Raw genomic sequence first — 14,341 nt, forward strand, 5'->3', positions numbered from 1 at the left:
CCGGGGGAATAGTGCGGTATCACCCTAAGGGCCCCAAAATTGGGGAAACGATTCTGCTAATCCATCCTTTCGGGTGGTTTATCCGCTATTTGCGCGACCTTTTCGACTCCGGCCCCCTGTGCTCAGGACATCAGCCGGGCGGGGCGGTGAAGTGGTAGCCGGAGTCGATCAGCACCGGCAGGTACGCCTTCAGCGCCGCCACCGTCTGCGAACGGTCCCCGCCGCCGTCGTGGTTGAGCACGATCGCGCCGGGCCGGACGTCCTTGAGGATCCGGTCGGTGATCACGACCGTCCCCGGGCGGGCCCAGTCCCGGGGGTCGACCGACCAGGCCATCGGGCGCATACCGAGCTCCGCGCTGACCTTCAGCGAGGCCGGGGACCAGTCGCCACCGGGCGCCCGGAACCAGGTCGGCGCCTTGCCGGTGGTCCGGTGCAGCAGCTCGGAGGTGCGCTCCAGCTCCTCGCGGACCTTGGCCTCGGAGAGGTGGCGCAGGTCGGGGTGGGTCCAGGTGTGGTTGGCGATGTGGTGGCCCCGGGCGGCGATCTCCCGGACCAGGTCGGGGTGCTCGACGGCGTTCTCGCCGATCAGGAAGAAGGTGGCCCGGATGCCGTGCTGCTCCAGCAGGGCCAGCACGGTCGGGGTGTGCCGGGGGTCGGGGCCGTCGTCGATGGTGAGCGCCACCACCCGCCGGTCGGCGTCGAGCTCGTACACCGGGCGGCTCTCGGCCTCCGTCAGCGCCCGCGCGGGCGCCGCCCCGGCCGGGGGCGCGGACGGTGCGGCGGCGGTGGGCGAGGGGGCGGAGGCGGGCGCGGCGGCGGACGGCGCGGCGGGGGCGGCGGACGGGGCCGCGGACGGCCCGACGGTCGACTGGGCGGACGGCTCGGCGGCCGGAGTCGTGGGCGGCCCGTCGGCGGACGGCTCCCCCGGGAGCGGGTCCGGACCCGCCGAACGGGCCGCGGCGGCGGCCCTCGCCACCTCCTCGGCCCGGCCGCACCCGGCGACCCCGAGCAGCGACATCCCCGCCGCGACCAGCAGCAACCTTCGCGAAGTAATCTGACGATCAGACAGCATGAACAATCTGTCCCCCGTTCATCGGCCCGTCTCCCAGCGGCCGCCCCGACGGGTCCGATCACCACCCCAACGGCCCAAGGCGGGCCCTGTGCACCGGCTGTTCGCCCACCCCGTGACCGGATCCCCGCCGGGCCCGCTAATCTGACCTCTCCCAGTGTGATGATCTGTCTTAAAAGGACGTGGCCATGACGACGAGTCAGGACTTCGCCGACCGGTCCGAGAACGATGCCGCCGAACTCAGCCAGTGGGAGAAGTACGGGGTCGACACCAGCACCCCGCACTCCGCCCGCGTCTACGACTACTGGCTGGGCGGGAAGACCAACTTCCCGCCCGACCGCGCGATGGGCCAGGCCATCGAGCAGGCCGTGCCCACCATGAAGGCGCAGGCCAAGGAGAACCGGGGCTTCCAGAAGCGCGCCGTGCGCCACCTCGCCGAGCGCTACGGCATCCGCCAGTTCCTCGACCTCGGCACCGGCATCCCCACCTCGCCGAACACCCACGAGATCGCCGAGTCGGTCAGCACCGGCACCCGGGTCGTCTACGTGGACAACGACCCGATCGTGCTGGCCCACGCCCGCGCGCTGATGGTCTCCACCCCGGCCAGCCGCACCACCTACATCCACGCCGACCTGGGCAAGCCCGCCGAGCTGCTGGCCGACCCGGCCCTCAACACGACGCTGGACCTCGACCAGCCGGTCGGCATGCTGATGATCGCCGTGCTGATGCTGATCGCCGACGAGGACGACCCGTGGGGCAAGGTCGCCGCGCTGCGCGACGCCCTCCCCTCCGGCAGCTACCTGGCGCTCACCCACCCCACCCAGGACTTCAACGAGGCCGCCGTCGCCCAGGTGACCGCCTCCGCCCGCGCCGCCGGGATGACCCTGGTGCCGCGCAGCAAGGAGGAGGTCACCCGGTTCTTCGACGGCTGGGAGCTGATCGAGCCCGGCGTCGCCCCGGTGATGGCCTGGAACCCGGACGGCGAGCAGCCGGCCGACCCGTACGCGGCGTACTACTGGGGCGGCCTCGCCCGCAAGCCGTAGCCCGTCCTCGGCGTCCCGCCGGCCCCGCCTCCCGACACGGAACGGGGCCGGCCGTCGGCGTGCGCCGCTCCGGCCGCCGCACCGCTCCGGCGGCCGCGCTACTTCAGCAGCCGGGAGAGCCGCCGGTCCGCGAGCGGCTTCCCCCCGGTCTGGCAGGTCGGGCAGTACTGCAGCGAGGAGTCCGCGAACGACACCTCCCGCACGGTGTCCCCGCACACCGGACAGGGCTGCCCGGTCCGCCCGTGCACCCGCAGGCCCAGCTTCTTCTCCGCCTTCAGCTCCCCCGCCGCCAGTCCGCGCGAACGCTCCACCGCCTCCCGCAGGGTCGAGCCGAGCGCCTCGAACAGCCGCGCCGACTCCTCCTCCGACAGATCGGCCGCCAGCTTGTACGGGGACATCCGCGCCACGTGCAGCACCTCGTCCGAGTAGGCGTTGCCCACCCCGGCCAGCACCGTCTGGTCCCGCAGCACTCCCTTGATCCGGCGGCGCTCACCGGCCAGCAGCGCCCGGAAGCGCGCCAGGTCGAAGTCCGGGTCGAACGGGTCCGGGCCCAGCCTGGCCACCCCCGGGACCTCCTCGGCCTCCCGCACCACGTACACCGCGAGCCCCTTCTTGGTGCCCGCCTCGGTGAGGTCGAAGCCGTCCCCGTCCGGGCCCTCCAGCCGCACCCGCAGCGCCAGCGGGTTGCGCCCGCCCGGCTTCGGCGGCTCCGTCGGCAGCTGCTCCCGCCAGCGCAGCCAGCCCGCCCTGGCCAGGTGGACCACCAGGTGCAGCCCGTCCGACCCGGTGTCCGCCGCCCCGGTGGCCGCCGACCCGGTGTCCGCCGCCCCGGTGTCCGCCGCCCCGGTGTCCGCCGCCCCGGTGGCCACGAACCCGATGTCCAGGAACTTCCCGTGCCGGACCACCGGGCCGACCGTCCGACCGGCCAGCGCCGTCACCGGCGGGTCGTAGGTCTTGAGCGCGCTGATCGCCACCGGCCGCACCTCGGCGACCACCCGCCCGGTCAGCCGTTCGGACAGGAAGGCGGTCAGGGCCTCGACCTCGGGCAGCTCCGGCATGTGCCCAGTCTCGCCCGGCCGCCCGCCGTTCGCCTCCTCCGCCGCCCGCTGCTTTGCCCGGGGCGGCCCCGCGGCGCAGTCTGGAGGGGCGGCCCGCGCGCCAACCCGAGGAGGTCCGGCCGGCCATGAGCACGCTGGAGGAGCAGATCGACATCGACGCCCCCGTCCTGGCGGCCTGGGAGCAGCTGCACCGCGTCCACGAGTACCCGCGCTTCGTCGACGGCGTCCGCACCGCCCAGCCGCACGGCCGCAACCTGGCCCATCTCGGGGTGGAGATCGCCGGCGCCGAACGGGACGTCGAGACCGAGATCACCGACCGGGGCCGCGGCCGGGTGATGGCCTGGCGCACCCTGGACGGTCCGGAGCTGCACGGCGCCTTCGCGCTGCGCCCGCTCGACGCGGCGCACACCCGGGTGCAGGTCCGGGTCGAGTACGACCCGGGGGCGCTCCGGGAGGCGTTCGGCGGGCCCGGCGGCTTCGCGCTGGCCGGGGCGATCGAGCGGACCGTCCGGACCGACCTGGAGGCGTTCCGGGAGCTGGTCGAGGCCCGGGTCGCGGCCGCCGCGGAACCGCCCGAGCCGGTCGTCGAGGCCCCCGGCACGGTCACCGTAAACGGCATATAAGCGCAGCTCAGGACCGGTGGTGAGGATCTTCACAGCGGACCCCGCAGCCAGTCGTCCGACTTTCAACCTGTGGCACACTCGGGACTCATGAACTGTGCCCGGGACACCAGGACGCTGCGCGCGGCGGTCTTCGCCGCGCTGCTCGTGCTGCTCGCCGGGCTCGGCCAGGTGCTGGTCACCGACCGCCCGCTGCCGCTGGGCACGCTGGCGGTGGCCGGGGCCGCCGTCTTCGCGGTGGCCTTCGCACTGTCCGGCCGCGAGCGCGGCTACCGGGTCGTCGCGGCGGTCTTCCTGCCGCTGGAACTGGGCCTGAGCGCCCTGTTCGACCTCGCCCAGTCGACCTGCCCCTCGCTGCCGCCCGGCACCGCCCGGGGCCTCGAACCGCTGCTGTGCGGCGGCGGCTCGCTCGGCGGCCTCCTGCTCGGCCACGGCCTCTCCCGGCCGGTCGGGCTCGCCCTGCTGCTGCTCCTGCACACCGCGCTGGCGCTGGCCGCCGCCTACTGGCTGCGCAGCGCCGACGCCGCGCTGTCCGGGCTGGCCCGCACGGCGCGGATCCTGGGCGACTTCGCCCGGCGCTTCCCCGCCGCGGCCGGCCACTGGCTGACGCTGCTCACCGCACCGCTGCCGGCCCGTCCGGTGGCGCGGGTGCCGTTCCCCCGGGCCAGCCGGGTGCTGGTCCCCGCCGAGTCCGTCCGGCTCCGGCCCGCCGTCCGGCGCGGCCCGCCCGCGCGGCTGCCGGCGCCCGCCCGCTAGGCGACCCGCGGACCCTCCCGGTCCCCCGGTCCCGGCCGGCCGTGCGCCCGACGCGCCCGCACGCCCCGCCACGAGCACCAGGACGACCTCCACCATGAGCACCTCCCCCAAGAAGAGCACCACGCCCGGCGACCGGAAGGCCGCCCGCCGGGCCGCCACCGAGCAGATGCGCCGGGAGCGCGAGCAGGCCGAGCGCTCGGCCCGGATCCGCCGCCGGGCGGTGGTCGGCACCGCCTCCGCCGTCCTGCTGGCCCTCGCCGCGGGCGTCGCCTTCGCCGTCGGCGGCTCGACCGGCTCCGGCGGCGGCTCCGGTTCCGCCGACATCTCGGGCCCGCTGGTCGTGCCGGCGAACGCGAGCGGCGCGGACGGCACCGTGGTCACCTACGGCAAGGCGGACGCCCCGCACACGCTGGAGGTCTACGAGGACTTCCGCTGCCCGTTCTGCGAGCAGCTGGAGACCACCACCGGCCCGACCGTCCAGCAGCTCGCCGACGCGGGCAGCTACAAGATCGAGTACCACCTGGCGACCTTCCTCGACCAGGGCCTCGGCGGCAAGGGCTCGCGCACCGCGCTGGCCGCCGCCGGCGCGGCGCTGAACGAGGGCGTGGACAAGTTCAAGCAGTTCCACGACGTGCTCTACGCCAACCAGCCGGACGAGCGCGACGACGCCTTCGCCGACGTCAACCACCTGCTCGACCTGGCCGACAAGGTGCCGGGCCTGAAGACCGACGGCTTCGTCAAGGCGGTCCGCGAGGGCACCTACCTGCCCTGGGCCGGCCAGGTGAACAAGGCCTTCGACAAGAGCGGCGTCACCGGTACCCCGACCGTCCGCCTGGACGGCAAGAAGCTCGACGTGTTCTCCGGCGGCAAGGCCGTCTCGCCCGAGCAGTTCACCACGATGGTCAAGCAGGTGACCGGATGACGGCCCCCGCCCCCGCTCCCGTCGGCACCCGCCCCGGGTACGGCGCGAGCCGCCCGTTCGCCCTGCTGCTGGTGATCGGCGGCGCGCTCGGGCTGTTCGCCTCGGCGGTCCTCACCCTGGACAAGATCCGGCTGCTGAAGGACCCGTCCTACGTCCCGAACTGCAACATCAATCCGATCATCAGCTGCGGCTCGATCATGCGCAGCGACCAGGCCGAGGCCTTCGGCTTCCCCAACTCGCTGCTCGGCCTGGTCGGCTTCGCCGTGGTGATCACGATCGGCGCCGGACTGCTGGCCGGCGCCACCTACCGGCGCTGGTTCTGGCTGGGCCTCCAGGCCGGCACCGTTTTCGGGATCGGCTTCGTGACCTGGCTGATGTACCAGGCGCTGTACCGGATCGGCGCGCTCTGCCCGTTCTGCATGGTGGTGTGGACGGCGATGATCCCGCTGTTCTGGTACACCACCCTGCACAACCTGCGCACCGGCGTCGTCCCCGTCCCCCGCTCCCTGCGCCCGGCCGTCCGCGAGGCCGCCCGCTACCACTGGGTCGTCCCGGCCCTCTGGTACGCGGTGATCGCCCTGCTGATCCTGAACCGCTTCTGGTACTACTGGTCGACCCTGCTCTGACCGGGCCTCCCCGACGGCCCCCACCCGCGGTTCCCCGGGTGGGGGCCGTCGGCTTGTCCGCTCCGGGCCGTCGCCGGCCACCCGGAGCGGACCTGCGGATTCCTACAAGCCCGCGTCGGTCCGGGCGCCCTACGCTCGGGACGGAAGACCGCACGACCCCACGGCTCGGCATCCTCGCCCCCCACGGAGCCGGCGGCGCCCCGAGGCGCCGGCCGTCCGGCACCGACGCGTCGCTGCCCCCTGCCGCCACCGGCGATCCGGTGGCGGCCGCGCGAGCCGCCGCTTCTCCGGCACCACCCGTGAGCGCCCTCCGCCCTGAGGAAGGCGCTCGTGCGAGAGAAGAGGATCGCCCATGACCGGCAAGAAGCTCCGTCCCGCCGTGGCGGCCCTGGGCCTGCTGGCCCTGCCCGTCGTCGCCGCAACACCCGCCGCCGCCAGGCCCGTCGCCGCCGCGCCCACCGCGACGGCGGCGTCCCCCGGCGTCCGCGTCCCGTGCTCCGACAGCCGCTACTACTGGTGCGACCAGGTGGACGCCACCGGCACGCACGCCACGCTGTCGATCCACAACGGCGCGGACACCGGTGGGCACGACGTCGCCTACATCGACTTCTGGGGCAACTGCGGTCAGAACGTCTGGATCCTGACGTCCAACGGCAGCGGTGGCTGGACGTGGGAGGGCATCCCCGCGGACCTCTACCTGACGCAGGGCTACTGCTACATCGAGACCAGGTCCAGGTCCGACCGCGGCGTCCTGATCAAGCTCGCCGCCTACAACTACGACACCGGCGCGTACATGTACACCAACGCGCACTGATCCACGCGAGCGCCCGGCGGCCGCCGGGCGCTCGCTCCCGCGGCCGTCTCAGGCGGTGCCGAACTCGTAGGCATCGACCTCGGCCAGCAGGGCAGCGCGGCGCTCCTCGGGCAGGAAGGACGCCCGGAAGGAGTTGGCGGCGAGCAGGCGCAGGGTGTCCTGGTCCAGGCCGAGCGCCTCGGCGAGGGCGTCGAAGTTGTCGCCGACGTAGCCGCCGAAGTAGGCCGGGTCGTCGGAGTTGACGGTGGCCAGCAGGCCGGCCGCGAGGATCGCGGGCAGCGGGTGGTCGGCCAGCGTGTCGACGCAGCGCAGCCGCACGTTGGAGAGCGGGCAGAGGGTGAGCGGGATCCGCTCCCGGACCAGCCGCTCGACCAGGGCCGGGTCCTCCAGGCAGCGCAGCCCGTGGTCGATCCGCTCCACCCCGAGCACGTCCAGCGCCTCGGTGATGTACGAGGCGGGGCCCTCCTCCCCGGCGTGCGCGACCCGGTGCAGCCCGGCCTCGGCGGCCCTCCGGTAGACCTCGCGGAACTTGGCCGGCGGGTGGCCGACCTCGGCGGAGTCCAGGCCGACGCCGGTGATCCGCCCGCCGAACCACGGTCGGGCGGCCTCGAAGGTCTCCAGAGCCGACTCGGCCGACTCGTCCCGCAGGAAGCACATGATCAGCCGGGTGCTGATGCCGTGCCGCTGCTCGGCCCGGTCCAGCGCCCGCCCGAGCCCGTCCACGACGACCGGCAGCGGAACCCCGCGCGCGGTGTGCGCCTGCGGGTCGAAGAAGATCTCCGCGTGCCGCACCCCCTGCGCCGCCGCCCGCGCCAGGTACGCCTCGGCCAGCTCCTCGAAGTCCTCCTCGGTCCGCAGCACCGACATCAGCGCGTAGTACAGGTCGAGGAAGGACTGCAGGTCGCCGAACGCGTACGCCCGCCGCAGCTCCTCGGCGTCCGCGAACGGCAGCTCCACGCCGTTGCGCCGGGCGAGCGCGAACGCCAGCTCGGGCTCCAGAGTGCCTTCGATGTGCAGGTGGAGTTCGGCCTTGGGAATTGCCATCGACGCCTGTCCGGTGGTTTCGGTGCGGATACGAAGGTTTCATCCTACGTTTCCGCAGACCTGGCACGACCCCACCACCATCGAACAGGTGTACCGGTGGGGCCGACGGGGCAACGGGTACTCGGGGGGTTTCCCGTCCGAGGAGGAGTGGACATGGCGCACCCCGACACCGCGCACGCCAGGCCCGAGGGCATCTCCCCGCACGCCCTGGGCAACGACACGCTGCTGCACGAGCTGGAGCAGCTGCACCGGACCAGGCACGAGACCTTCCTGTACGGGTCGGAGGACGCCCTGAAGCGGCACACCCTGCGCACCGGCCAGCTGGAGGCCGAGTACCTGCACCGCTTCCCCAACCGCCTGATCACCGCCGGGCGGACCAGGGCCGGCGCCCGGGCCCGCGACGCGGCGGCCCGGGCGGAGGCGCTGCCGGAGTAGGCCGGGGCCGCCGGGCCGACCGCCCGCGCCGGGGCCGTCCGCCGGGACACGCCGGGCGGGGGTGGTACCCGGGGCGCGGGCGGTGGGCCAGGGTGGGAGGACCGACACCTCCACCCCCGCGCACCCCTGGGAGGGGCCCCGATGCCCATCGCAAGCGTGAACCCGGCGACCGGCGAGACCCTGGAGACCTTCGAGCCGCTGGACGCGGCCGGCCTGGAACAACGGCTGGCCCGCGCCGAGGAGGCCTTCCGCACCTACCGCACCACCTCCTTCGCCCAGCGCGCCGGGCTGCTGCGCCGCGCCGCCGAGCTGCTCGACGAGGACCGCGAGACCCTCGCCCGGACCATGACCGAGGAGATGGGCAAGCCGATCGCCGCCGCCCGCGCCGAGGCCGCCAAGTGCGCCAAGGCGATGCGCTGGTACGCCGAGAACGCCGAGGCGCTGCTCGCCGACGAGCACCCGGAGCCGGCCGACGTGGCCGACGCCGGGGCGGCCCGCGCCTATGTGCGCTACCGGCCGCTGGGCGCGGTCCTGGCGGTGATGCCGTGGAACTTCCCGTTCTGGCAGGTGGTGCGGTTCGCCGCGCCCGCGCTGATGGCGGGCAACGTCGGGCTGCTCAAGCACGCGTCCAACGTGCCGCGCACGGCGGTGGCGCTGGAGGAGCTGTTCCGGCGGGCCGGCTTCCCGGAGGGCTGCTTCCAGACGCTGCTGATCGGCTCGGCGGCGGTGGAGGCGGTGGTCCGCGATCCCCGGGTGGCCGCGGTGACGCTGACCGGCAGCGAGCCGGCCGGGCGGGCGGTCGCGGCCGCGGCGGCCGACGAGGTGAAGAAGGCGGTGCTGGAGCTGGGCGGCAGCGACCCGTTCGTGGTGATGCCGAGCGCGGACCCGGACGCCGCCGCAGCCACCGCCGTCACCGCGCGGGCGCAGAACAACGGGCAGTCCTGCATCGCCGCCAAGCGGTTCATCGTGCACACCGACGTCTACGACCGGTTCACCGCCGCGTTCACCGCCGCCATGGCGGCGCTGCGGGTCGGCGACCCGATGGACGAGGCGACCCAGGTCGGCCCATTGGCCAGCCGGCAGGGCCGGGACGAGATCGCCGAGCTGGTCGAGGACGCCCGGGCGCACGGGGCCCGGGTGGAGTGCGGCGGGCGGCGGCCAGAGAGCCTGGACGCGGGCTGGTTCTACGAGCCGACGGTGCTGACCGGCATCACGCCGCGGATGCGGATCCACCAGGAGGAGACCTTCGGCCCGGTGGCCACGGTCTACCGAGTGGCCGACCTGGACGAGGCGGTGGCGCTGGCCAACGACACCCCGTTCGGGCTCAGCTCCAACGTCTGGACCGAGGACCCGGCGGAGCAGGAGCGGTTCGTCCGGGACATCCAGGCGGGCGGGGTGTTCTTCAACGGCATGACCGCCTCCCACCCGGCGCTGCCGTTCGGCGGCGTCAAGCGTTCCGGTTTCGGCCGCGAGCTGTCGGGCCACGGCATCAAGGAGTTCTGCAACGTCACCACGGTGTGGATCGCCTGAGTCCGCTCCCCCGCGCGACCTGTGCGCCTCCGCGCCCCCGGCCGGGGCCGTGCGCCCCGGCCGGATCCGGCCAAGTTCGGGCACGGTCGATTGCCCGTTTTGCCTGCTTGCCCCGGGCCCGTCGCCCGAAAGGGAACCCGCCGGCCTTCACACGGCCCGGACGGACCCTCCACAGAAACCCCTTCGTTGACAAACAGGCGTGAATTATTGCTCTAATATTCAGAGCATTTTGACGATATAACTCACCGTGGCCGAAGAAGGTCGGGCCGAACCGGTCGTCGTACCGTCACCGGCGCATTCCCGGATAAGTTCCGTAACGACCGGCCGGAGGGCCGGTCACCACGGGAAGGAAATGCGATGAATCTCCTCCAGCGCACCGTCGCCCTCGTCGCCTCGACCGCCGTCCTGGCCGGCGGCGCGACCGTTCTGGCCGCCGGCCAGGCGAGCGCCGCCACCAGCGAGATCACCCTCCAGAACGTCGCCACCAGCCGCTACCTGGACAGCAACGGCAACGGCAACGTGTACACCCTCCCCGGCAACGGCGGCTCCTACCAGCGCTGGTACTCCAGCGACCTGGGCGGCTCCACCTTCACCCTGCGCAACAAGGCCACCGGTTTCTGCCTCGACTCCAACGGCAACGGCAACGTCTACACGCTGAACTGCAACGGCGGCAGCTACCAGAAGTGGGTCCGGGGCAACGGCCCCTACGGGCACACCTACCGGAACCTCGCGACCGGCCTCTACCTGGACAGCAACGGGAACGGCGACGTCTACGCCCTGAGCGGCAACGGCGGCTCGTACCAGCAGTGGAAGTGAATACCAGTCAGATCCACGATCATCAGTACAGCATGATGATCTGACGATCAGGCAGGATATGAGTGCCCTCCCCGGCGCCTCAATCGCCGGGGAGGGCTTCTCCATGCTACGGTGCCCGCCCGGGGGCCGACACGCCCGGCGGCGTTCGCCCGTGGCTGAACCCGCCCGCCACCCCGAGGCGTCGAACAAGAATCGGCCACAGATCGGCCGCAGACCACTCGCACCCGGAACGACGGGGATGTTCAGTGACAATTAGTACACTCACATCAGCACTTCAACGCAGGACGGAGGGTGACGAACCGTCGAGCGTAACGTCCCCCGCCGATCGGCGGGTGCGATTCATCCCCTGGGCGGTCGCCCTCACCCTGTTCCTGGTCTATTCGTTCTTCACCATTCGCCGTCATGAACTCCTGCTCACCAGCGGATACGACCTCGGGATCTTCGAGCAGGGTGTGCGCGGCTACGCCGAGGGCCGAGGCCCGATCGTCGAGCTCAAGGGCCCCGGCTTCAACCTGCTGGGCGACCACTTCTCGCCCGCCCTCGCCGCCCTCGCCCCGTTCTACTGGCTCTGGCCCTCCGCGAAGGTCCTGCTGCTGGCCCAGTCGGCCCTGGTCGCCGTCGCCGCCGTCCCGATCACCCGCTGGGCGCTGCGCGAGCTCGGACCGCTCGCCGCCGGAGTCACCGGCCTCGGCTACGGGTTCTCCTGGGGGCTCGCCTCCGCCCTCGGCTTCGACTTCCACGAGATCACCTTCGCCGTCCCGCTGATCGCCTTCTCCGTCGTCGCACTCGGCGAACGGCGCTGGATCGCCGCCCTCGCCTGGGCCGCGCCGCTGGTCCTGGTCAAGGAGGACCTCGGCATCACCGTGGCCGCCGTCGGCGCCTACATCCTGTGGCGCGGCGACCGGCGCGTCGGCGTGGCCGGCATCCTCTTCGGCGTCGGCTCCTCGCTGCTGGAACTCCTGGTGCTGCTCCCGGCGATGAGCCCGGGCGGCAGCTTCGCGTACTGGGACAACCTGAGCGGCGGCTCCGGCGGGCGGAACCTGCTCACCCTGCCGCTCGACCTGATCACCCCGGGCGAGAAGGTCACCACCGTCCTGCTGCTGCTGGCACCGACCGTGCTGCTGGCCGCCCGCTCCCCGCTGATGATCGTCGCCCTGCCCACCCTCGGCTGGCGGCTGCTGTCCAACAACCCGGCCTACTGGGGCACCAGTTACCACTACAGCGCCGTACTGATGCCGATCGTCTTCGCCGCCTTCGTGGACGTGCTGGTCAAGGCCCGCACCTGGCAGGGGCTGCTGCCCCGCTGGATCGCCCGCGCGGCCCTGCCGGTCAGTCTGACGGTCACCCTGGCCCTGCTGCCGGGCTTCGCGTTCGGGCAGCTCTTCTCCACCGAACTCTGGCGGACCCCGGCCCGGGTCGAGGCCGCCCGCTCGGTGCTCGCCACCGTCCCCGACGACGCCCGGGTCGCCGCGTCGAACCGGCTGGTGCCGCAGCTCACCAACCGCTGCGAGGTCATCGTGTTCGGCTGGCCGCAGAACTGGTCGACGGCCGAATGGATCGTGGTCGACGAGGGGCAGCCGATGGGCTGGCCGATGGCGCCGGACCGCGAGCGGCAGGAGCTCGCCACCGTGAAGAGCAGCGGCTACCAGGTGGTACGCAGCGACCACGGCATCACCCTGCTGCGGCGGGCACCCGGCGCCGTCGCCCCGGCGGCGGCCGACGCACCGGCGCCCCCCAGCCCCGGGAGCGGCTGATCCGGCGCCCCGCCGCACCGCGGCCCGCCCGAACAGCGACCCTCGCCCCCGTCTCCGACCACCCCAGGGATCCCGTGCCAGTCGAAACCGGGCTCAGCCCGTCCACCCGCCCGAACCGTCCGCTGCTGCCGCGCACCACGCGCCCGCCCGCACCCGGCGCCGCCGCGCTCTCCGGCCGCCGGACCGCCGCGCTGACGCTGCTCTGCTTCGCCGTCGTCGCGGCCTGCGGGCTCCAGCAGTGGTCGGCGGTCCTGCTGGGCGGCTTCGACCTCGGCATCTTCCACCAGGGTGTGGCCGGCTACGCGCACTTAGAGCTGCCGATCTCGCCGGTCAAGAGCTACCACCACGAGTTCCCGCCCGCCTTCTCCCTGCTGGGCGACCACTTCTCGCCGATCCTGGCCGCGCTCGCCCCGCTCTACTGGATCTGGGAGGACCCCCGCACCCTGATCCTCGGCCAGGCACTGCTGCTCGCCGCCGGCGTCCCGCTGGTCCGCCGGATCGCGGTGCGCTGCTTCACCCCGCCGACCGCCGGCGCCGCGGCCGACGGCACCGGGGCCGGCGACGGGGACCCGAAGGCCGGTGACCCGGCCGGGACCGACCCCGCGGGACTGCGGACCGCACGTCTGGCCGCCGACCTGGCCGGCCTCGTCTACGGCCTCGGCTGGCCCCTGCTCGCCGCCGGCCGCGGCGGCTTCCACGAGGTCGCCTTCGCCGTCCCGCTCACCCTGCTGATGCTCGAACGCGGCCTGGCCCGCCGCTACGGCACCGCCGCCCTCGCCGCCGCCCTGCTCTGCCTCACCAAGGAGGACCTCGGGCTGCTGGTCGGCACGTACGGCCTGGTCCTGCTCTGGCGCGGCCGCCCGCGCGGCGACCGGCAGGGCGAACGGGCCGGGGACCGCCGCACCCTCGCCTACGGCGCGGGCCTGCTGATCGGCGGCCCGCTGGCCTCCGCGCTCGCCATCGTCGTGCTCATCCCCGCCATGGGCGGCCAGCCCGACTACTACTGGGTGTACGGCCCGCTCGGCCCGGACGCCGGGACGGCGTTCGGCAATGTGCTCGGCGACCCCCTGCTGCTCGTCCAGGTCGCCACCAACGCCACCGTCAAGCCGCTGCTGGTGCTCTGGCTGTTCGGCACCCTGCTGCTGCTGCCGCTGCGCTCCGCCACCACGCTCTGCCTGCTGCCGCTGCTCGCCGAACGCGTCCTGTCGGACAACCCCAACCACTGGTCGATCGCCCACCACTACGACGCCTTCCTGTGGCCGGTGCTGCTCACCGCGACCCTGGAGGCGCTCGGCCGCCTGCACGCCCGGGGCGGGCTCCACCGGCGCACCGGCCTCGGCCTGGGCATCGCGGTGGTCGCGATCTCCCTGGTCAGCAGCCTGGCGCTGGGCGGGGTCAGCCTGCTCACCCCGGCCTTCTGGCGCCCCTCGGCGAGCAACGCGGCCCTGGTCCGGGGCGCCGCGCAGATCCCGGACGGCGCCCTGGTCGAGGCCGACAACCAGGTGGTGCCGCGACTGGTCGGCCGCACCGACGTGGTCCTGGTCGACGGCGTGCCGCGCGGACGCGACTACGTGCTGATCCGCTCCGACACCCGGACCTTCCCGTTCCAGACCTCGGCCGAGCAGGCCGACCGGATCGAGCTGCTGCTGGCCCACGGCTACCGGCAGGTCTGGGGCGAGAACGGGGTGGTGCTGCTGCACCGCGAGAGCGACGAACCGGTGCCCGGCGCGCGGGTGCCCGACGACAGCAGCACGCCGGTCAAGGAGCTCGTGCCCTCCGACGTCGGCCACAACCTCTTCAAGGGCTGAGCCCGCGAGGGGTTCCGGTCCCCGGGCCGCGGCTCGGGGACCGGAA

At 73.5% G+C, this 14,341-nt stretch carries 14 protein-coding genes; 11 read left to right on the forward strand and 3 right to left on the reverse strand.

Annotated features, from left to right (window positions below; genetic code table 11):
* Positions 1–130: 130 nt before the first annotated feature.
* Entirely contained in the window at positions 131–1,072 is a 942-nt protein-coding gene (locus ACW14Y_RS08075; protein WP_456986359.1) for a polysaccharide deacetylase family protein, read from the reverse strand.
* A 185-nt stretch (positions 1,073–1,257) separates the two neighbouring features.
* Between ACW14Y_RS08075 and ACW14Y_RS08080 the strand changes: the two genes are divergently transcribed.
* A complete protein-coding gene (locus ACW14Y_RS08080) occupies positions 1,258–2,112 on the forward strand; it encodes an SAM-dependent methyltransferase (protein WP_380310175.1) in 855 nt (284 codons plus the stop codon).
* A gap of 98 nt (positions 2,113–2,210) precedes the next feature.
* Here ACW14Y_RS08080 and ACW14Y_RS08085 read toward each other — a convergent pair whose 3' ends face one another.
* The gene (locus ACW14Y_RS08085; protein WP_456986360.1) at positions 2,211–3,170 is read right to left on the reverse strand and encodes an Fpg/Nei family DNA glycosylase; all 960 of its coding nucleotides are present in this window, start codon (positions 3,168–3,170) and stop codon (positions 2,211–2,213) included.
* Positions 3,171–3,295: 125 nt separating this feature from the next.
* Here ACW14Y_RS08085 and ACW14Y_RS08090 point away from each other — a divergent pair, with 125 nt between their 5' ends.
* The 5 genes from ACW14Y_RS08090 to ACW14Y_RS08110 all read left to right on the forward strand — a co-directional run bounded on the left by ACW14Y_RS08090 (position 3,296) and on the right by ACW14Y_RS08110 (position 6,908).
* Positions 3,296–3,793, forward strand: coding sequence for an SRPBCC family protein (locus ACW14Y_RS08090; protein ID WP_380310172.1), 498 nt, complete (start codon positions 3,296–3,298; stop codon positions 3,791–3,793).
* An 87-nt stretch (positions 3,794–3,880) separates the two neighbouring features.
* A complete protein-coding gene (locus ACW14Y_RS08095) occupies positions 3,881–4,546 on the forward strand; it encodes a hypothetical protein (protein ID WP_456986361.1) in 666 nt (221 codons plus the stop codon).
* A gap of 94 nt (positions 4,547–4,640) precedes the next feature.
* Positions 4,641–5,468, forward strand: coding sequence for a DsbA family protein (locus ACW14Y_RS08100; RefSeq protein WP_456986362.1), 828 nt, complete (start codon positions 4,641–4,643; stop codon positions 5,466–5,468).
* Complete coding sequence (locus ACW14Y_RS08105; protein WP_456986363.1) at positions 5,465–6,094, forward strand: vitamin K epoxide reductase family protein; 630 nt, start codon at positions 5,465–5,467, stop codon at positions 6,092–6,094. The genes ACW14Y_RS08100 and ACW14Y_RS08105 overlap by 4 nt, the downstream gene beginning before the upstream one ends.
* 352 nt (positions 6,095–6,446) lie before the next feature.
* The gene (locus ACW14Y_RS08110; RefSeq protein WP_380392276.1) at positions 6,447–6,908 is read left to right on the forward strand and encodes a hypothetical protein; all 462 of its coding nucleotides are present in this window, start codon (positions 6,447–6,449) and stop codon (positions 6,906–6,908) included.
* A gap of 48 nt (positions 6,909–6,956) precedes the next feature.
* On the opposite strand, the gene ACW14Y_RS08115 is transcribed toward ACW14Y_RS08110, so the two are convergent.
* The gene (locus ACW14Y_RS08115; RefSeq protein ID WP_456986364.1) at positions 6,957–7,952 is read right to left on the reverse strand and encodes an adenosine deaminase; all 996 of its coding nucleotides are present in this window, start codon (positions 7,950–7,952) and stop codon (positions 6,957–6,959) included.
* A gap of 153 nt (positions 7,953–8,105) precedes the next feature.
* Between ACW14Y_RS08115 and ACW14Y_RS08120 the strand changes: the two genes are divergently transcribed.
* From ACW14Y_RS08120 to ACW14Y_RS08140, 5 genes are all read left to right on the forward strand, one after another.
* On the forward strand, positions 8,106–8,387 hold the full coding sequence (locus ACW14Y_RS08120; RefSeq protein WP_266275958.1) for a DUF6158 family protein: 282 nt from the start codon (positions 8,106–8,108) through the stop codon (positions 8,385–8,387).
* Positions 8,388–8,528: 141 nt separating this feature from the next.
* On the forward strand, positions 8,529–9,917 hold the full coding sequence (locus ACW14Y_RS08125) for an NADP-dependent succinic semialdehyde dehydrogenase (RefSeq protein WP_456986365.1): 1,389 nt from the start codon (positions 8,529–8,531) through the stop codon (positions 9,915–9,917).
* A 357-nt stretch (positions 9,918–10,274) separates the two neighbouring features.
* Complete coding sequence (locus tag ACW14Y_RS08130) at positions 10,275–10,733, forward strand: RICIN domain-containing protein (protein ID WP_380312097.1); 459 nt, start codon at positions 10,275–10,277, stop codon at positions 10,731–10,733.
* A 332-nt stretch (positions 10,734–11,065) separates the two neighbouring features.
* On the forward strand, positions 11,066–12,487 hold the full coding sequence (locus ACW14Y_RS08135; RefSeq protein WP_380312095.1) for a DUF2079 domain-containing protein: 1,422 nt from the start codon (positions 11,066–11,068) through the stop codon (positions 12,485–12,487).
* A gap of 74 nt (positions 12,488–12,561) precedes the next feature.
* Positions 12,562–14,295, forward strand: coding sequence for a DUF2079 domain-containing protein (locus tag ACW14Y_RS08140; RefSeq protein WP_456986366.1), 1,734 nt, complete (start codon positions 12,562–12,564; stop codon positions 14,293–14,295).
* The last annotated feature ends 46 nt before the right edge of the window (positions 14,296–14,341 follow it).

Source organism: Kitasatospora sp. cg17-2 (assembly GCF_054031055.1).